This is a genomic window from Parasphingomonas frigoris (assembly GCF_036663815.1).
Taxonomy (GTDB): Bacteria; Pseudomonadota; Alphaproteobacteria; order Sphingomonadales; family Sphingomonadaceae; genus Sphingomonas.
This window is the reverse complement of the sequence record NZ_JAXOJQ010000001.1, coordinates 319,317-336,964: the sequence shown is the minus strand read 5'-3', so window position 1 is coordinate 336,964 and position 17,648 is coordinate 319,317. Positions and strand designations below refer to the sequence as shown.

The following is a 17,648-nucleotide window of genomic DNA, read 5'->3' as shown; positions in this document are numbered from 1 at the left end:
ACGCGAAGTCGAAACCCTCTTCTTGTCCATGCTCGCTCTTTCCCTGGTCATCGTGGGGCTCGGCCTGATCGGCTGGCTGACGGCACGGATGCGCGCCGTCAGCTTCCGGCGCGGCAGCACCGCGCGCTTCAGTTCGCTGCCGTCGCATTTCGGCGGCTTCGTCGCGCTGTGGACGGTGCTCCCCGCCGCCCTGTTCCTGTGCGTCTGGGCAACGACCTCGCCCGCGCTGGTCACCGACCGCGTGCTGCGCGACCCCGCCGCCGCGCAGCTGCCCCCGCCCGGCTTCGATCGCGCGGCGGTGCTGTCCGAGGCGCGCAGCCTCGCGGCGGGCAACAGCTATGGCGCGTTCAACCCGCTCTCGCAGAAGCTCGCGCCGGCCTATGCCGCGGCGCAGGCGCGCAACGACTGGATCGGCACCGTCGTCGCCTTGCTGCTCGTCTTCGCGACCGGCGGCTATGCCTATACGCGCGTCCGCCCCGATTTCCGCGCGCGCAGCAGGATCGAGCGCGTGGCCATGGCGTGCCTGCTCGCCGCCTCGCTGATCGCGATCGTGACGACGATGGGGATCGTCGCGTCGCTGCTGTTCGAATCGTGGCGCTTCTTCAGTGTCGTCCCGATCGGCGACTTCCTGCTGGGCACGCATTGGAGCCCGCAGGTGATCGACCCGGCCGACCCGGGCAAGACGCTCGGCGCAGTGCCGTTGTTCTGGGGCACCTTCTTCATCGGCGCGGTGATCGCGATGCTCGTCGCGATCCCGTTCGGGCTGATGAGCGCGGTCTACCTCACGCAATATGCCACGCCGCGCGCACGCCGCTGGATGAAGCCGATCCTCGAGGTGCTCGCCGGTGTGCCGACCGTTGTCTACGGCTATTTCGCCGCGCTGACGGTCGCGCCGGCGGTGCGCGATTTCGCGGTGTCGATCGGGGTGACCTGGGCGAGTTCGGAAAGCGCGCTCGCGGCGGGGCTGGTGATGGGGGTGATGATCATCCCGTTCGTCTCCTCGATGGCCGACGATTCGCTCGCCGCGGTGCCCGGCGCGATGCGCGACGGCAGCCTGGCGATGGGCGCGACCTCGTCCGAGACGATCCGCCGCGTGCTGCTCCCCGCCGCGCTGCCGGGCGTCGTCGGCGGCGTCTTGCTCGCGGTGTCCCGCGCGATCGGCGAGACGATGATCGTGGTGATGGCGGCCAGCGGCGTCGCCACGCTCACGCTCAATCCCTTCGCCAGCGCGACCACGGTCACCAAGCAGATCGTCGACCTGCTGACCGGCGAGGCCGAGTTCGACAGCCCCAAGACGCTCGCTGCCTTCGCGCTCGGGCTCACGCTGTTCGTCATCACCCTGCTCCTCAACATCGTCGCGCTGACGGTCGTGAAACGGTATCGCGAAGCCTATGAGTGACGTTTCAGGACAGGCTGGGCCCACCCTGAGCGGGCTCGTCCCCGGTGTCGCGACCACCGCCAGCGGCAAGGCCGAGCGTGCGCCGACCGATTGGCGGACGCAGTCGATGCAGCGCCGCATTCGCCGCCGCTATGCGTCCGAGCGCCGTTTTCGCCTGCTCGGGCTCGCCGCGGTCGTGTTGTCGGCGGGGTTCCTCGCCGTGCTGCTGGTAACGATGGTCTACAATGGCGCGAGCGGGTTCCTGCAGACGCGGATCGCGCTCCCGGTCGATTTCGCCCATGCCCGGCTCGGGCTGACCCCAGCCGAACTGCGCGGTCCGGGTGCCGATCTCGCGCTTTCGAACGCCAATATCCAAGGGCTGACCGACGATGCCGCGCGCGCCGCCTTCGGTCGCGACGGCGACCGCTGGCTGTCGGACGGCGCATGGCTCACGCTGCGCGCGGCGCTGAAGCAGGATCCCGCACTGCTGGGCAGCCGCACGACGCTGTGGGTGCCCGCCGCCGACATCATCGACGTCGCCGCCAAGCGCCAGGGCGACCCGCTGTCCGAAGCGATCGTCGCCAAACTCGGTGCGCGCGGCGCGATCTCGACCGCGTTCAACATGCCGTTCCTGACCGCGTCCGATTCGAACGATCCGACCCGCGCCGGGATCTGGGGGGCGTTCAAGGGGTCGCTGTTCACGATGCTGGTGACGCTGCTGATCGCCTTCCCGGTCGGCGTGCTCTCCGCGCTCTATCTCGAGGAATATGCGCCGCGGAACCGTTGGACCGACCTGATCGAGGTCTCGATCAACAATCTCGCGGCGGTCCCCTCGATCATCTTCGGCCTGCTCGGGCTCGCGGTGTTCCTCGGCACCTTCGGGCTGCCGCGTTCGGCGTCGATCGTCGGCGGGCTGACGCTCGCGCTGATGACGATGCCGGTGATCGTCATCGCCGGACGCAACGCGATCAAGGCAGTGCCGCCGTCGATCCGCGATGCCGCGCTGGGGGTCGGCGCGAGCCCGATCCAGGTCGTCTTCCACCACGTCCTGCCGCTGGCGCTTCCCGGCATCCTGACCGGCACGATCATCGGCATGGCGCGCGCACTCGGCGAGACCGCGCCGCTGCTGATGATCGGGATGCGCGCCTTCATCGCCTCGCCCCCCGACCGGCTGAGCGACCCGTCGACGGTGCTGCCGGTGCAGATCTTCCTGTGGTCCGATCAGATCGATCGCGGCTTCGTCGAGAAGACCAGCGCGGCGATCATCGTCCTGCTCGTCTTCCTGCTCGCGATGAACGGCTTCGCGATCTACCTCCGCAACAGATTCGAGACCCGCTGGTGAGCATTCCCAATTCGTCCAAAATCTCCGCGCATCACGTCAACGTCTGGTATGGCGCCAAGCAGGCGATCGACGACGTCTCGCTCGATTTCGGGCAGGACCATGTCACCTCGCTGATCGGCCCGTCGGGCTGCGGCAAATCGACCTTCCTGCGCACCCTCAACCGCATGAACGACACGATCGCCTCGGCGCGGGTCGAGGGCGACATCACGCTCGACGGCGAGAATATCTACGATGCCGCGATGGACGTGGTGCAGCTGCGCGCGCGCGTCGGGATGGTGTTCCAGAAGCCCAATCCGTTCCCCAAGTCGATCTTCGAGAATGTCGCCTACGGCCCGCGCATCCACGGCCTCGCCGGCAGCAAGGCGCAGCTCGCCGAGATCGTCGAGCAATCGCTGCGCCGCGCCGGGCTGTGGGATGAGGTCAAGGATCGGCTGACCGACAGCGGCACCGCTTTGTCGGGCGGCCAGCAGCAGCGGCTGTGCATCGCGCGCGCGATCGCGGTCGATCCCGAGGTGATCCTGATGGACGAGCCCTGCTCGGCGCTCGATCCGATCGCCACCGCCAAGATCGAGGAACTGATCCACGAGCTGAAGGGCCGCTACGCGATCGTCATCGTCACGCACAACATGCAGCAGGCGGCGCGCGTGTCGCAGCGCACCGCCTTCTTCCACCTCGGTAGCCTCGTCGAATATGGCGCGACGTCCGACATCTTCACCAATCCTCGGCAGGAACGCACCAAGGATTATATCACCGGCCGCTACGGCTAAAGGACATGCCCGTGAACACCCACACCGTCACTGCCTTCGATCAGGACATCGGCCAGCTGCGCGGGCTCATCGCGCAGATGGGCGGCCTGGCCGAGCATGCCGTCGCCGCCGCGATGGATGCGCTGCGCCACCATGATCTCGAGGGCGCGCGCGCAATCGTCGCGGGCGACAAGGCGATCGACGCGCTCGAGCTCGAGGTCGAGGCGCTCGCGGTCCGGATCATCGCCTTGCGCGCGCCGCTCGCCGACGATCTGCGCGAGGTCGTCGCCGCGCTCAAGATGGCCGGCGTGGTCGAACGGATCGGCGATTATGCCAAGAACATCGCCAAGCGCGTGCCGATGATCGAGAATCACGGCGAGATCGAACCGCTTTCGGTGCTCCCCGCGATGTCCGCGCTGGCGGTGCAGATGGTGCGCGACGCGCTCGATGCCTTTGCCGCGCGCGACCCGCACGCCGCGATCGAAGTGTGCGAGCGCGACCGCCAGGTCGACGATTTCTACAACAGCCTGTTCCGCGTCTTGGTCACCCACATGATGGAAAATCCCAAGACTATCGGCCAGGTCACGCAATTGCTGTTCATCGCCAAGAATCTCGAACGCGTCGGCGATCACGCGACCAACATCGCCGAGATGGTCCATTTCGCAGCGACCGGCCGCCACATGGCCGAGCGCGACCGCGGCGCCCTACCCACGACCTGAGTCTCTACCTGACTGCCTTTGTACGGAGTGAACGATATGGCCCGGGCCAAAATGTTGCTGGTGGAAGATGATGCGGCGCTCGCGGAGCTGCTGATCTGGCACTTCAAGCGCGAGGATTTCGAGGTCACGCAGACCCCGGACGGCGAGGAAGCGTTGCTGCTCGCCAAGGAGAAGACCCCCGACATCGTCCTGCTCGACTGGATGGTCGAGGGTCTGTCGGGGATCGAGGTGTGCCGCCGCCTGCGCCGCATGCCCGAGACCGCGAACGTGCCGATCATCATGCTCACCGCGCGCGGCGAGGAAGAGGATCGCGTGCGCGGGCTCGAGACCGGCGCCGACGATTATGTCACCAAGCCCTTCTCCCCGCGCGAGCTCGTCGCGCGCGTCGGCGCGGTGCTGCGCCGCGTCCGCCCCGCGCTGGCGGGCGAGCAGCTGACCTATTCGGACATCGAGATGGACACCGTCGGCCACAAGGTCCGCCGTTCGGGCGAGGTCATCCCGCTCGGGCCGACCGAATTCCGCTTGCTCAAGCACTTCCTCGAACATCCCGGCTGGGTGTTCTCGCGCGAGCGGCTGCTCGACGCGGTATGGGGGCATGACAGCGACATCGAGAGCCGGACGGTCGACGTCCACATCCGCCGGCTGCGCAAGGCGATCAACATCGGCGACAAGCCCGACATCATCCGCACGGTGCGTTCGGCCGGCTACGCACTCGATTCGGGAGCGTAAAGAAATTTTGGACCCATGCGGGGAAACGTGCGTTGGACGACCCGAGCAGCACGCAAAGCTGCCCGTTTGCAGGAGACCCCGTATGAAAGTCATGATGTTTGCGGCGCTCGCCGCTGCCGTCGCAATGCCGGCCCTTGCCCAGACCACGCCCGCCCCGGCGACCCCCGACCAGACCATGACGCAGCCGGCCCCGGCCGCAGATCCCGCGATGGCGCAGCCTGCACCTGCTGCCGATCCCGCGATGGCGCAGCCGGCCGCTCCGGCGATGGCGCAGCCGACGACGACGCCCGCCGCAAACGCCTCGGCGGCAACGCCGTCGGCACCGATGCCGGCGACCGGCGAATATCCCCCCTGCTCGCGCACCGTGAAGGATCAGTGCATCGACAAGGGCGGCATGGGCGGCTCGAAGAAGATGACGCGCCACAAGCGCAAATAATGCGGACGGCGGCGCACAGGCGCCGCCGCCTCCCTCGACCAAGGCCGACGTAGCGGAATCTCGCTGCGTCGGCTTTTTCGCGCCCGGATGGCGCCGGATCGCCGCCGTCGCCCCCTCTTGCACCGCCCCCGCAATCGCCTACGACGCGGAGCAAAGCAGTAGGAGAAGCCACCATGTCCATTCGTTTCGATGATCAGGTCGCGATCGTCACCGGTGCCGGCGGCGGCCTCGGCCGCGCCTATGCGCTCGAGCTGGCGCGACGTGGCGCGAAGGTCGTGGTCAACGATCTCGGCGGATCGCGCGATGGCACCGGCCATTCCGATGCGGCGCTGAAGGTCGTCGAGGAAATCAAGGCGGCAGGCGGCGATGCGATGTCGAATGGCGGCAGCGTCACCGAATATGAGCAGATGGTCGAGATGGTCGCCAAGGCCAGGGAAGCCTGGGGCGGCGTCCACATCCTGATCAACAACGCCGGCGTGCTGCGCGACAAGAGCTTCGCCAAGATGGAGCCGACCGACTTCAAGTTCGTGGTCGACGTGCACCTCAATGGCTCGGCCAATTGCACCAAGGCGGTGTGGGAGACGATGCGCGCGCAGAATTACGGCCGCATCCTGATGACCGCCTCGTCGACCGGGCTCTACGGCAATTTCGGCCAGGCCAATTACGGCGCGGCCAAGCTCGGCCTCGCCGGCCTCACCAAGACGCTCGCGATCGAGGGCGCCAAGAACAACATCAAGGTCAACACGATCGCGCCGACCGCCGGCACGCGGATGACCGAGGACCTGTTCCCGGCTGAGGCGTTCGCCGCCTTCGCGCCCGAGAAGGTCGCACCCGCCGCGCTGTACCTCGTGTCGGACGACGCGCCGACCAACATGATCATCGGCGCGGGTGCGGGCGTATTCCAGGCCGCCTATGTCACGCTGACGCAGGGCAAGCTGCTCAGCGGCGACGATCTCTCGCCCGAGGGCATCGCCGCGCACTGGGCCGAGATCACCGACCGCACTGGCGAGATGACCCCGCAGAACGGCGCCGAGCAGTCGATGAGCATCCTCAAGAAGCTGCAGGGCGGCTGAGCCGAGCGCGGGCTGGCGCGATCCTAGACCCTTCCCCGGCGAAAGCCGGGGAAGCATATTTTCTGTATCGAGCGCTCAGTCGACCAGCTTCATCAACCGCCGCTCGACCGGCGCCAGCACCGGCCCGAGCTCATGCCCGCGCTTGAGCACGACGCCATGCTCGCCGATCAGCGCCCATTGCCCCTGCTTGTTGCGCAGCGCCGGGCGTTTCTCGACACGAAACTCAGGCCGCTCGGCCGCGCGCCGGAACGCCGCGAACACCGCCGCGTCGGCACCGAGGTCGATCGCATAGTCGCGCCACATCCCCGCCGCGACCATCCGACCGTAAAGATCGAGGATCCGGTTGAGCTCGAGCCGCTCGAACCCGATCTGGGTCGTCACGCCGCGCGGACTGGGGAAAGGGGTAACCGTCCCCATCAGGCGCGGTCGCGCTCCTCGCGGGGCTCGGCGAGCAACGCATCGAGCCGCTTGCGCATCGTCTCGAGCTCGCAGCGCAGCAGTTCGACCTTCTGCGTCGCGGGATCGAACATCTCGCTGCACGGCGTCCCGTACGCCAGGAATTCGACCGGCTTCTGCCCGCCCTCGACCATCGTCGCGCGCGCCGGGATGCCGACCATCACCGCGCCCTCGACGACGTCGCGCGTCACGACCGCATTGGCACCGACGCGCGATCCCTTGCCGAGCGTGATCGGCCCCAGCACCTGCGCGCCCGAGCCGATGATGACATTGTCGCACAGCGTCGGATGGCGCTTGCCCGCCACGCCATTGTCGGGGCTGGTGCCGCCGAGCGTGACGCATTGGTAGATCGTCACATTGTTGCCGATGTCCGCCGTCTCGCCGATCACGACGAAGCCATGGTCGATGAAGAAATTGCGGCCGATCGTCGCGCCGGGATGAATGTCGATCGCCGTCATCAGCCGCGAGAAATGGTTCACCGCGCGCGCCAGGAAGAACAGCCGCGCCTTGAACAGCCGGTGCGCGATGCGGTGATAGCCGAGCGCCCAGACGCCCGGATAGGTCAGGATCTCGAGCCGCGAACGCGGTGCCGGATCGCGGGCCTTGATCGAATCGAGATAGGCGACCAATCGTCCCATCATGCGGTGTCCCCTTTATCTGGGCGCTTATCTAGGCCCTCGGCCCGGCGAATTAAAGGCGCGTCCCGCCGCGAACTTTGCAAGAACAAACCCGATCTTTCTTGTAGGATAAGGACGAACCGGCAATTCCGGAGCCATGCCGAACCTTGCGACCCTCGATTTCGCCGCGATCTTCGCGGTCATGCTGCCGTTCATCGCGATCGGTTTTGCCGCGCAGATCGTCGACGGCGCGCTCGGCATGGCCTTCGGGGTGATCAACAACACATTGCTCGTCGTGTTCCTCGGCATGCCGCCCGCGCTCGCCTCGGCCAGCGTCCATGCGGTCGAAACCTTCACCACCGCCGCCTCGGGGATCAGCCATATCGCGCATCGCAACGTCGATTGGCGACTGTTTCGCCGGCTGGTCATCCCCGGCATGCTCGGCGGCGTGCTCGGTGCCTATGTGCTGAGCAACATCGACGGGTCGGTCGCGCGGCCGTTCGTGATGGCCTATCTCTCGCTGATGGGGCTGTACCTGCTCTACCGCGCCTATCGCGGCACGGTGAAGCCCCGGCAGCCCACGATCATCGAACCGCTCGGCCTGGTCGGCGGCTTCCTCGATGCGGTCGGCGGCGGCGGCTGGGGGCCGGTGGTGACGTCGAACCTGCTCGCGCAGGGATCGGTGCCGCGCACCACGATCGGCACGGTCAACACGTCGGAATTCTTCCTCACCGCGACGATCTCGGCGACCTTCATCGCGACGCTCGGGCTCGGCGCGTTCACGCTGCAGACGCTCGGCCTCCTGCTGGGCGGGCTGCTCGCCGCCCCCTTCGGCGCGGTGATCGCCAAGCGCGTGCCCGCCCGGCTGCTGATGGCGATGGTCGGCGTGCTGCTGACGGTGACGAGCGCCTACTCGATCTGGGCGGCGCTCGCCAAATAGCGTCAGTTGAGCGCGGCGTGGACCGTCGCGACGGCCTTCATCACGGCGCCGATCCGCACCGCGGTCTGGATCGCCTCGGCCTTGGCGCCGGCCTTCTTGAGGATCTGCTCATGGCTGTCGATGCACATGCCGCAGCCGTTCATCGCGCTGACGGCGAGGCTGAACAGCTCGAAATCGACCTTGTCGATCCCCGGCTGGCCAATCACGTTCATCCGCAGCTTGGCCGGCATCGTCTGATATTCGGCATTCGCGGCCAGATGCGTGAAGCGATAATAGACGTTGTTCATCGCCATCACGGCAGCGGCCGCACGCGCGGCATTTGCGGCCTCGGGCGTCAGCTTGGCGGCGACTTCGGCCTCGGTCGCATCGACCAGCGGCTTGTAGCCGGTGGCGTGCGCGCAAGACAGGAACAGGCCGAACTTCTGCTGGTCGGGCAGATGCGCTTCGTTGAGCAGCGAGCCGACGTTGAGGCGAATATCCTTGGCGAAATCCGGGAGCGTCCCGGCAAAATCCTTGAGCGACATGGGGGGTCTACTTTCTAGCTCCCCTCCCGCTTGCGGGAGGGGTTGGGGGAGGGCCTGACATAGAAAGGGAGGGCGCGTCTGCTGACACGCCCTCCCCTAGCCCCTCCCGCAAGCGGGAGGGGGACTTCGCTTACGCCGCGACCTGGAGGACGTCGTCGCCCTTGTTCCAGTTGCACGGGCACAGCTCGTCGGTCTGCAGCGCGTCGAGCACGCGCAGCGTCTCGGCGGGGTTGCGGCCGACGTTCAGGCCGTTGACCTGCACCGCCTGGATGATGTTGTCCGGATCGATGATGAAAGTCGCACGGAACGCGACATGCTCGTCCTTGTCGAGAATGCCGAGCTGTGCCGCGAGCACGCCGCCATTGTCGGCGAGCCACGGGAAATCGGCCGCCGCGAGATCGGGGTCCGACTTGCGCCAGGCGAGGTGGACGTGTGCGGTGTCGGTCGACGCGCCGATCAGCACGGCGTCGCGATCCTCGAAGTCACCCTTGAGGCCGGCATAGCCGACGATCTCCGTCGGGCAGACGAAGGTGAAATCCTTCGGCCAGTAGAACAGCACCTTCCACTTGCCCGGGAAGGCATCCTGGCTGAGCGTCTCACCGGCGGGGAGCGCGGATACGCCCTGCTGGACGGGAACGGTAAAGTCGGGGAGCTTGTCGCCGATGGTCAACATGTCGTGGGCCTCCTGAAAAATTGGGGCCTCGTCGGACATCCTCATGCGCGGCGCTGAACGCCGTCTCGTTGCAGGCTCCATATAGGGACTGTTCTTATCGATCCAATGGGTTATTTGTCGCCGGGTGATCGAGTGGAGCGATAAATGGCCACCTACCTGCCGACCCTGAAGCAATTACAGTATCTCGCGGCGCTGCAGGACCACGGGCATTTCGGCCGTGCGGCGGAGGCGTGTTTCGTCACGCAATCGACGCTGTCGGCGGGGATTCGCGAGCTCGAGACGCTGATCGGCGTGACGCTGGTCGAGCGCACCCGCCGCGTCGTGCGCTTCACCCCGCTCGGCGACCGGATCGCCGACAAGGCGCGGCGCGTGCTGCGTGAGGCCGAGGAACTCGGCGACATGGCGCGCGCCGCTGGACGCCCGCTGTCGGGCGAGATGCGAATGAGCGTCATCCCGACGATCGCCCCCTTCATGCTGCCGCGTATCCTGCCGCGCCTGCGCCGCGACTATCCCGACCTCAAGCTGTTCCTGCGCGAGGAGCCAAGCGGTGCGGCGTGCGAGGGCCTGCACCACGGCCGCGCCGATTGCGTGCTGCTCGCCCTCCCCTACGCGTGCGGCGAAGTGGCATCGCAGACGCTGTTCGACGATCGCCTGTTCGTCGCCGGCCAGCCCGGGGAGATGGGCAATGTCGATCGCGCGATGCCGCCGTCCGAGATCGACGAGACGCGGCTGTTGCTGCTCGAGGACGGCCATTGCCTCAAGGACCACGCCCTGTCGGCCTGCGCGCGCCCCGAACTGCGCGCCGAGGCGACGATGCTCGGCACCTCGCTCCACACCATCGTGCAGATGATCGACAACGGCCTCGGGCTGACGATGCTACCCGAAATGGCGCTCAATGCGGGCATTCTCGACCACACCAGTCTCGTCGCCCGGCCGCTCGACGCCGCCAATCCGTCGCGCAAGATCGCCTTGGTCTGGCGGCGCGGTTCGCCGCGCGAGAAAGACTTCCAGTTGCTCGCCACCGCGCTGGCCGACGCCGTGTAACGAAACCATTTCGCTCCTGAACCGTATTTAGGGAGCTTGCCCGTTCAGGGTTTGCCCCAATCCAATGGAGAACCGGGATGACCTTCAAGACCAACCTGTATCTGTCGGCGATGGCCGGCGCCCTCGCGCTCGGTGCCGCAGCGACCGCCCAGACCACGCCAGCCGCTCCGGCAGCCCCCGCCGCGCAGATGCCGGCCACGGCAGCACCGGCCGCGACCGCACCGGGCGCCAATCCGATGGTCGGCGGCGTCGCGATGGACGCGACCAAGCCGATCGCCGTCAACGCATCGGCCGCGCCCAACCTCAGCACGCTCGTCACCGCGGTGAAGGCAGCTGGCCTCGCCACGACGCTGTCGGGCCCGGGTCCGTTCACCGTCTTCGCGCCGACCAACGACGCCTTCACGCGCCTCGCGCCCGGCACGGTCGACACGTTGCTCAAGCCCGAGAACAAGGCGACGCTCGCCAAGGTGCTGACCTATCATGTCGTGCCGGGCACGCTGACGCTCGCCGACATCCAGACCAAGGTGAAGGCGGCCCCCGGCGGCAAGCTCTCGCTGACCACGGTCGAGGGCGAGCCGCTGATCGTCGAACTGGTCGGCGGCGGCGTGCAGCTGACCGACGTCAACGGCAACAAGAGCTATGTCGAGACGCCCGACGTCAAGCAGTCGAACGGCGTCGTCCACGTCGTCAACGGCGTGGTTCTGCCGAAGCTCGGCTAATCCTTCCACCGCGCGGCGGCGGCATCGTCGCTGCCGCGCGGCTCTACCCAGCGCGGCGCGCCGTCGCGCGTTTCCTTCTTCCAGAACGGCGCTTCGGTCTTCAACCGATCGATCAGGAAGGCGCAGGCCTCCAGCGCGGGCGCCCGATGCGCCGACGCCGTCGCGACGAACACCACGATATCGCCCGGCACCATCACCCCGACCCGGTGCGTGATCCGCGCGTCGATCAACGACCAGCGCCGAATCGCCTCGTCGGCCAGCGCCACGAGCGCTGCCTCGGTCGCCCCCGGATAATGTTCGAGCTCGAGCGTCGCGACCCCGTCGTCGGCGCGGACCAGACCGACGAAGGTCGCGATCCCCCCCACCCCGCTCGTCATGATCGCGGCATATTCCTGTGCGACGTCGATTCGCGCTGGCGATACGGTGATCATCCGCCCGTCACCGGCGGAAAGATCGCGACTTCGCGTGCGGCGCCGAGCGGAGTGTCGAGCGGCACGAAGGTCTGGTCGAGCGCGGCGCGCAGCCGCGTGCGGTCGGCAAAGGCGTCGGCGTGTGGCGCGCTGTCGGCCCCCAGCCAGTCGACCAGGTCGGCAACGGTCACGACGCTGGCGGGGGGCGTCACGCGCTCGGCGCCGACGCCGATCCGTTCGCGCACCCAGGCGAAATAGAGCATCTCGATCGTCACGGGTCAGTCCATATGCTTGAGGCCGACGCGCAGATAATCCCACCCGGTGATCAGCGTGAGCGCAGCGGCGAGCCAGAGCGTGCCGATCCCGACTTGCCCGACCCACGGCGCATAGGGCACCGCACCACCGAGGATCAGCGCGCCGAGCGAGACGAGTTGCAGCGTCGTCTTCCATTTCGCGAGGCGCGAGACCGGAACCGAAACCTGCAGCTGCGCCAGGAATTCGCGCAGTCCCGAGACGGCGATCTCGCGCAGCAGGATGACCAGCGCCGCGATCTGGTGGACGCCCTGGATCACCGCCGGCTCGCCGTCGCGCGTGCCGACGAGCAACAGGATGACCGCGGCGACCATGATCTTGTCGGCGATCGGATCGAGGAAAACCCCGAGTTTCGACACCGTGCCCTGCGCCCGCGCGAGATAGCCGTCGAAATAATCGGTGATCCCCATCAGGCAATAGAGGATGAATCCGACGGCGTAGCCATCGGACCAGCCGGGCCACCACAGGAACCAGGCCAGCAGGGGCACCGCGACGATCCGCGACAAGGTGAGCAGGTTGGGCAGGGTCAGCACGGCACCGCTCTACCCGCCTGATCGCCCCGGCGAAAGCCCGCTGCGGGCCGCTTGCGGCGACAAGCGGGTTGCTGGTGCCATACCGCCTAGTCTATGGCAGCCTTCATTCTGCCATATCGAGGCCGTGAACACACCATGCTCAATGCGCTCGGCTTGCTGAAAGAGCGCCGATTTTTGCCGTTATTCGTCACTCAGTTTCTGGGCGCGCTCAACGACAATCTCTTCAAGACCGTGATGGTCCAGTTCGCGATCTACAAGATTTTCGCAGACCCCAAACTCGAACAGAATTTTACCGCGTTCGCCACCGCGATCGGGATTCTGCCCTTCTTCCTGCTGTCCGCATTGGCCGGGCAATTGGCCGATACGCACGACAAGGCGAAGATCATACGGCTGGTGAAGACCGCCGAAATCGGGATCATGATCCTCGGTGCTGCGGGCCTGATGATCGCGTGGAACGGCTATACCACCGCCGGCCTGATCCTGATGCTGGCAGCGGTGCTGCTGCTCGGCGTCCACTCGGCGTTCTTCGGTCCGATCAAATATGCGATCCTGCCGCAGCATCTGCACGAGGATGAAGTGCTCGGCGGCACCGGCCTGGTCGAATCGGCGACCTATCTCGCGATTCTGCTCGGCACCGTACTCGGTGGCTTCATGGCGGTGCAGCATGCCGCGATCGCCGTGCTGGTGATCGCCGGGATCGGCTGGGTCGTCTCGCTGCAGGTTCCGCCCGCCTTGCGCGAAGGCAAGGAGCTGGTGATCAGCTACAATCCGTTCACCTCGTCGTGGCGGCTGATCTCGGGGACGATGCACATCCGCCGGCTGTTCCTCGCGATCTGCGCGATCAGCTTCTTCTGGACGATGGGCGCGGTGCTGATCATCGTGTTCAACCCGCTCGCCAAGAACGTGCTGACCGCCGACAAGCATGTGCTGACGCTGATGATTGCGCTGTTCTCGGTCGGTGTCGCGGTCGGCTCGGTGCTGATCAACGCGCTGCTCAAGGGGCATACCTCGGCCAAATACGGCCCCGCCTCGGTGCTGGCGATGGGCGGCTTCATCGTCGCCTTCTCGTTCCTGTGCCGCTCGTGGCCGGCGGCGCCGGTCGGCACGCTCTACGACGTGATGACCTTCATCCAGACGCCGCGGGCGGCGCTGGTCATCCTCTCTCTGGTCGGGATCGCGGTGACGGGCGGCATGTTCGTCGTGCCGCTCTATGCCTTCCTCACCACCACGGTGGCCAAGGACCAGACCGCGCGGACGGTCGCTGCCAACAATGTCGTCAATGCCGGCGCGATGACGGTGGGCGCGATCGGCGTGCAGGGCCTCGCCATCGCTGGTGTCTCGCCCGAGAATACGCTGCTGGTGGTCGCGGCGATGTGCCCGATCTCGGCGTGGCTCGCCTACAAGCTCCACCTCGCCTGCGACTGAGCCGCGTCGGCCTTCAGAAGATGAAGGTGTAGAAGCAGATGAAGAACGCAGCGAAGCTCAGCGCGAACAGCCGCACGTCGCTGTCGTCGCGAACGCGCGCGCGCTCGATCGTCGACTCGACGAACGCCTGACGAAAGGGATGGCGGGCGCTGGGCGCGGCGAGCGTTGCGGTACGAATCATAGCAACAGGTTAACGCCACGTTCACGATTTCGCTGCGTCCTTCTTGTCGCCGCTCCGTCTAATTTCGGGACGGCGGCGCGACGTCACCCGCGACGTCACCCGCGACGTCAGCACAAATTGTCACAATTAGGTCAAGGTTTTATGGCCAGACTTGGCCTGGCCAGTCGCTGTCCATCTCGGCGCGCAACCGGGGGACGTGCGTGCAAAGTTCAACCTTACGCTGGCCCTCGCTCCTTCTTGCCCTCGCCACCAGCCCCGCCGGAGCATGCCTGACGCAGACCAGCGTTCGCGAGGACGTCCCGCCGGGCGAAGCGCCCGCGCCTACCAAAGCCGACGGCCCCGATATCGTCATCACCGCGCAGCGCGTCGCAGGCACCGCGATCGGCACGGTCGAGCCGCTCGCCGTGCTCGACAGCACGACCCTGTCGTCGCTCGGCGTGACCAACATGGGGGACCTCGTCAAGCGCTTGAAGGGCCTGACGACCGCGGGAAATGGCAGCGAACCCGTCATGCTGCTCAACGGGCGCCGCACTTCGGGTGGCGGTGACATCTGGAGCTTACCGCCAGAAGCCATCGAGCGTGTCGAGATCCTGCCCGAACAGGAAGCCGCGCGCTTCGGCTATCCGGCCACGATGCGCGTGATGAACTTCATCACCAAGAAGCATTTCCGCTCGCTGACGCTGCAGCAAAACGGCGGCTCGACCACCGAGGGCGGTGGCGGCACCCAATATGCCGAGCTCAGCGCGACCCGAATCGAAGGGCCGCGGCGCGCCGCGGTCCGCGCCTCCTATCTGCACCTCGACCCGCTGCTGCAAAGTCAGCGCGCGATCGTGCCCGATCCCGACACACTCTTCGCCGCCGCGGGCAATGTCGGCGGACGAACCGGCGCGAGCATCGATCCCGCGCTCGACCGGCTCGCCGGCCGCCCCGTCACGGTCGCCGCGCTGCCCCAGGATGCGGCCGCACGCCAGCAGCTCGCCAGCTATGTCGGCCCGGGCCAGGCGATCACCGACATTGGCGCCTATCGCAGCCTGCAGAACCGCACCGACACCGTGCAGGCAGAAGGCACGCTCGCCTCGCCGCTCGGCCGCAAGCTCGACGGTTCGATCAACCTCTCCTTCCAGGCCGACCGCAGCAGCGGCCTCAGCGGCCTGGCGAGCGGCGTGCTCGACGTTCCCGCCGGCACGGGCGTGTTGCCCTTTTCGAGCCCGGTACTGCTGTATCGCGCCTTTCCGGGCGTCGTGCTCCATCAAGCTACCAGCGCGCTCACGCTGCACGCCGGGACGACGCTCCAGGGCAGCATGCGGCGCTGGTCGTGGAGCGTGACCACCGGCTACGACCGGGTGGCGAGCCGTGCGCGGTCCGAAAATGGCGTTCCGCTCGATGCACTCCAGGCTGTCGTAACCGCGGGGAGCGATCCGCTCACCCCGCTCGATGCCGCCAGCGCGCGGCAACGGCTCGTCGCGAACAGCCGGACGTCGACCAATACGGTCGCGACCAAGGCGGTCGTCAACGGCCCGCTCGCCCGGCTTCCGGCCGGCGATGCGCAACTCACGGTCTCGGCCGACTACACCCGATCCTCGAGCAGCGTGCGGGGTAGCGGCGCTTCGCCCGACGGCACGTCGCTCAACCGCGCGATCGGCGGGGCCAGTGTCAACACCGTCGTCCCGCTCGCCTCCGCCAGCGAGGGCGTGCTGCCCTTTCTCGGGCAGATGTCGCTGAGCGGGATGATCGGCGTTTCCGCCGTCTCGCGGTTCGGGCGCCTGCTCAGTTCCAATTACGGCTTCACCTGGGCGCCCGTCGCGCCACTGCAGATCACCGGATCGATCACCGACACGCGGACGCCGCCCGCGATCGCCTTGCTCGTCAGCCCGACTTTCACGACGCCGAACACGCCGTTCTTCGATTTTACGGCCGGAACGAGCGTGCTGGTATCCAGCATCGTCGGCGGCAATGCCGCGCTGCGGCCCGAGCGGCGCCAGACGGCGACGATCGGCATCGCGATCAAGCCGATCAAGAGCAAGGAACTGCGCCTCGGCGTCGATTATCTCGATGTGAAGATTGACAACCAGTCGGCGATGCTCGGTAGCCTGACGCCAGCCTTCCAGGCCGCCTTTCCGGGGCTGTACGTGCGCGACTCCGGCGGGGCGCTGGTCAGCGTCGATCTCCGCCCGGTCAATCTCGCGCGCGAGACCGATCGGAAATTGCGTATGACACTCAACCTGCAGACCGCACTCGGCCGCGCACCGCCGCCTGCGCCGGCACCGACGAAGACCTCACCGCCGCCGCCACCGCCAAAACCGCGCCCGATGCTGTTCGTCAGCCTGACCGGCAATTACCGGCTGCAAGATCGGCTGGTGCTACGCGATGGCACGCCGGCGCTCGACCTGCTCGATGGCGCGACGATCGACGGCACCGGTGGGCGTCCGCGCTGGGATGTCGACGGCACGATCGGCGGGAGTTACGGCGCCTTCAATCTGGGGGTGTACAGCCGCCTGCAAGGGCCCACGCGGATTCGCAGCACGCTGGCTGCCTCCGACCTGCGCTTCTCTGGTCGCACTTGGCTGGTGTTCTACACGACGCTCGATCTGGCAAAGGTCGTGGCGCGTCCGTGGAGCAAGCAGATGACGCTGCATTTCACGGTCGAGAATCTGCTCAACGATCGGATCGCGGTGCGCGACGCGACCGGCACGACGCCCAATCGCTTCCAGTCCGCCTATCTCGATCCGCTCGGACGCTCGATCCGGTTCGGCGCACGCAAACTGTTCTGAGGTTTCAAGCGGGGATTGCGTCCGACGGAGCCAGCGCCACCATCGACGAGATCCAAATTATGGCGTGAAGAGCGACCTGTCGTCGCCTTTGCAAAATGGTGGAGCCGAGGGGGATCGAACCCCTGACCTTTCGCATGCCATGCGAACGCTCTCCCAGCTGAGCTACGGCCCCATCGATTTTGTAGAGACCCGAAACCGGGTTCTCTGCGGGAAGGCGTCGCCCCTACCGAGGCGACGCACCCTTGGCAAGCGATCTGAGAGCCGCTTGCCATAAAAACTTCAATTAGCTGTGGATCAATGCTCGTCTTCGCTCTGCGGCGCTTCCACGCCGAGATCGTCGTCGCCACCGAGATCGACCTCGTCGTCGGGCGAGGGCTCCTCGTCCTCACCGGTGTCGATATCCTCATCGTCGCCGGCGAGATCGTCATCCTTCTTGACCAGCTCGGGCTTGGCCTGCTCGAACGGCAGCGGCTGCTTCGACTTCAGGATCGGCTCGGGCTCCCAATGCGCACCGCAATTGATGCAGGTGACGGGATCGTCCTTGCCGAGGTCATAGAAACGGGTGGCGCATTTCGGGCACGTACGCTTCGTGCCCCATTCCGGCTGGATCATATGCCGAT

Annotated in this window: 21 protein-coding genes and 1 tRNA gene; 12 read left to right on the top strand and 10 right to left on the bottom strand. The window is 66.9% G+C overall.

Annotation, left to right across the window (positions count from 1 at the left end):
- Positions 1-28: 28 nt before the first annotated feature.
- The 7 genes from pstC to U1872_RS01525 all read left to right on the top strand — a co-directional run bounded on the left by pstC (position 29) and on the right by U1872_RS01525 (position 6,423).
- A complete protein-coding gene (gene pstC, locus U1872_RS01555; RefSeq protein ID WP_443025297.1) occupies positions 29-1,399 on the top strand; it encodes a phosphate ABC transporter permease subunit PstC in 1,371 nt (456 codons plus the stop codon).
- A 106-nt stretch (positions 1,400-1,505) separates the two neighbouring features.
- A complete protein-coding gene (gene pstA / locus U1872_RS01550; protein WP_332791802.1) occupies positions 1,506-2,720 on the top strand; it encodes a phosphate ABC transporter permease PstA in 1,215 nt (404 codons plus the stop codon).
- Positions 2,717-3,487 carry a phosphate ABC transporter ATP-binding protein PstB gene (gene pstB, locus U1872_RS01545; protein ID WP_332791114.1) on the top strand — a complete coding sequence of 257 codons (771 nt, stop codon included), beginning with the start codon at positions 2,717-2,719 and terminating at the stop codon, positions 3,485-3,487. The genes pstA and pstB overlap by 4 nt, the downstream gene beginning before the upstream one ends.
- Before the next feature lie 5 nt (positions 3,488-3,492).
- A complete protein-coding gene (gene phoU, locus U1872_RS01540) occupies positions 3,493-4,185 on the top strand; it encodes a phosphate signaling complex protein PhoU (protein WP_332791113.1) in 693 nt (230 codons plus the stop codon).
- A 36-nt stretch (positions 4,186-4,221) separates the two neighbouring features.
- Positions 4,222-4,914, top strand: a complete 693-nt coding sequence (phoB, locus tag U1872_RS01535; RefSeq protein ID WP_332791112.1) for a phosphate regulon transcriptional regulator PhoB — start codon at positions 4,222-4,224, stop codon at positions 4,912-4,914.
- Positions 4,915-4,996: 82 nt separating this feature from the next.
- Positions 4,997-5,350 carry a hypothetical protein gene (locus U1872_RS01530; protein ID WP_332791111.1) on the top strand — a complete coding sequence of 118 codons (354 nt, stop codon included), beginning with the start codon at positions 4,997-4,999 and terminating at the stop codon, positions 5,348-5,350.
- A 173-nt stretch (positions 5,351-5,523) separates the two neighbouring features.
- Positions 5,524-6,423, top strand: a complete 900-nt coding sequence (locus tag U1872_RS01525; protein WP_332791110.1) for an SDR family NAD(P)-dependent oxidoreductase — start codon at positions 5,524-5,526, stop codon at positions 6,421-6,423.
- Positions 6,424-6,498: 75 nt separating this feature from the next.
- Here the strand turns inward: U1872_RS01525 and U1872_RS01520 are convergent, their stop codons facing one another.
- Both U1872_RS01520 and epsC read right to left on the bottom strand, forming a co-directional pair.
- Positions 6,499-6,840, bottom strand: coding sequence for a DUF2794 domain-containing protein (locus U1872_RS01520; RefSeq protein WP_332791109.1), 342 nt, complete (start codon positions 6,838-6,840; stop codon positions 6,499-6,501).
- Positions 6,840-7,520 carry a serine O-acetyltransferase EpsC gene (gene epsC / locus U1872_RS01515; RefSeq protein ID WP_332791108.1) on the bottom strand — a complete coding sequence of 227 codons (681 nt, stop codon included), beginning with the start codon at positions 7,518-7,520 and terminating at the stop codon, positions 6,840-6,842. Before epsC ends, U1872_RS01520 begins: the two co-directional genes overlap by 1 nt.
- A 133-nt stretch (positions 7,521-7,653) precedes the next feature.
- Here epsC and U1872_RS01510 point away from each other — a divergent pair, with 133 nt between their 5' ends.
- Positions 7,654-8,436: a sulfite exporter TauE/SafE family protein gene (locus U1872_RS01510; protein ID WP_332791107.1), complete on the top strand. Its 783-nt coding sequence runs from the start codon at positions 7,654-7,656 to the stop codon at positions 8,434-8,436.
- 2 nt (positions 8,437-8,438) lie between these two features.
- Here U1872_RS01510 and ahpD read toward each other — a convergent pair whose 3' ends face one another.
- Together ahpD and U1872_RS01500 are read right to left on the bottom strand one after the other, a co-directional pair.
- Complete coding sequence (gene ahpD, locus U1872_RS01505) at positions 8,439-8,960, bottom strand: alkylhydroperoxidase, AhpD family (protein WP_332791106.1); 522 nt, start codon at positions 8,958-8,960, stop codon at positions 8,439-8,441.
- A 130-nt stretch (positions 8,961-9,090) separates the two neighbouring features.
- The gene (locus tag U1872_RS01500) at positions 9,091-9,633 is read right to left on the bottom strand and encodes a peroxiredoxin (protein WP_332791105.1); all 543 of its coding nucleotides are present in this window, start codon (positions 9,631-9,633) and stop codon (positions 9,091-9,093) included.
- 144 nt (positions 9,634-9,777) lie between these two features.
- Here U1872_RS01500 and U1872_RS01495 point away from each other — a divergent pair, with 144 nt between their 5' ends.
- Positions 9,778-10,677 (top strand): hydrogen peroxide-inducible genes activator, encoded by a 900-nt coding sequence (locus U1872_RS01495; protein ID WP_332791104.1) that lies wholly within the window; start codon positions 9,778-9,780, stop codon positions 10,675-10,677.
- Between the two features lie 77 nt (positions 10,678-10,754).
- A complete protein-coding gene (locus tag U1872_RS01490) occupies positions 10,755-11,396 on the top strand; it encodes a fasciclin domain-containing protein (protein WP_332791103.1) in 642 nt (213 codons plus the stop codon).
- Here U1872_RS01490 and U1872_RS01485 read toward each other — a convergent pair.
- Genes U1872_RS01485 through pgsA form a run of 3 tightly spaced genes read right to left on the bottom strand, consistent with a single transcriptional unit; the run spans position 11,393 to position 12,651 of the window.
- Positions 11,393-11,827 carry a molybdenum cofactor biosynthesis protein MoaE gene (locus tag U1872_RS01485; RefSeq protein WP_332791102.1) on the bottom strand — a complete coding sequence of 145 codons (435 nt, stop codon included), beginning with the start codon at positions 11,825-11,827 and terminating at the stop codon, positions 11,393-11,395. The genes U1872_RS01490 and U1872_RS01485 overlap by 4 nt on opposite strands.
- Complete coding sequence (gene moaD / locus U1872_RS01480) at positions 11,824-12,081, bottom strand: molybdopterin converting factor subunit 1 (protein ID WP_332791101.1); 258 nt, start codon at positions 12,079-12,081, stop codon at positions 11,824-11,826. The genes U1872_RS01485 and moaD overlap by 4 nt, the downstream gene beginning before the upstream one ends.
- A 3-nt stretch (positions 12,082-12,084) precedes the next feature.
- Positions 12,085-12,651: a CDP-diacylglycerol--glycerol-3-phosphate 3-phosphatidyltransferase gene (gene pgsA, locus U1872_RS01475; protein WP_332791100.1), complete on the bottom strand. Its 567-nt coding sequence runs from the start codon at positions 12,649-12,651 to the stop codon at positions 12,085-12,087.
- Between the two features lie 135 nt (positions 12,652-12,786).
- Here pgsA and U1872_RS01470 point away from each other — a divergent pair, with 135 nt between their 5' ends.
- Positions 12,787-14,076 carry an MFS transporter gene (locus tag U1872_RS01470; protein WP_332791099.1) on the top strand — a complete coding sequence of 430 codons (1,290 nt, stop codon included), beginning with the start codon at positions 12,787-12,789 and terminating at the stop codon, positions 14,074-14,076.
- A 13-nt stretch (positions 14,077-14,089) separates the two neighbouring features.
- Here U1872_RS01470 and U1872_RS01465 read toward each other — a convergent pair whose 3' ends face one another.
- Positions 14,090-14,257 carry a hypothetical protein gene (locus U1872_RS01465; protein ID WP_332791098.1) on the bottom strand — a complete coding sequence of 56 codons (168 nt, stop codon included), beginning with the start codon at positions 14,255-14,257 and terminating at the stop codon, positions 14,090-14,092.
- Between the two features lie 200 nt (positions 14,258-14,457).
- On the opposite strand from U1872_RS01465, the gene U1872_RS01460 reads away from it, so the two are divergent.
- Entirely contained in the window at positions 14,458-17,028 is a 2,571-nt protein-coding gene (locus U1872_RS01460) for a TonB-dependent receptor (RefSeq protein WP_332791097.1), read from the top strand.
- Positions 17,029-17,124: 96 nt separating this feature from the next.
- Here the strand turns inward: U1872_RS01460 and U1872_RS01455 are convergent.
- Positions 17,125-17,200, bottom strand: a tRNA-Ala gene (locus U1872_RS01455).
- A 122-nt stretch (positions 17,201-17,322) separates the two neighbouring features.
- Positions 17,323-17,640 carry an FYDLN acid domain-containing protein gene (locus U1872_RS01450; RefSeq protein ID WP_133191968.1) on the bottom strand — a complete coding sequence of 106 codons (318 nt, stop codon included), beginning with the start codon at positions 17,638-17,640 and terminating at the stop codon, positions 17,323-17,325.
- Positions 17,641-17,648 lie beyond the last annotated feature (8 nt).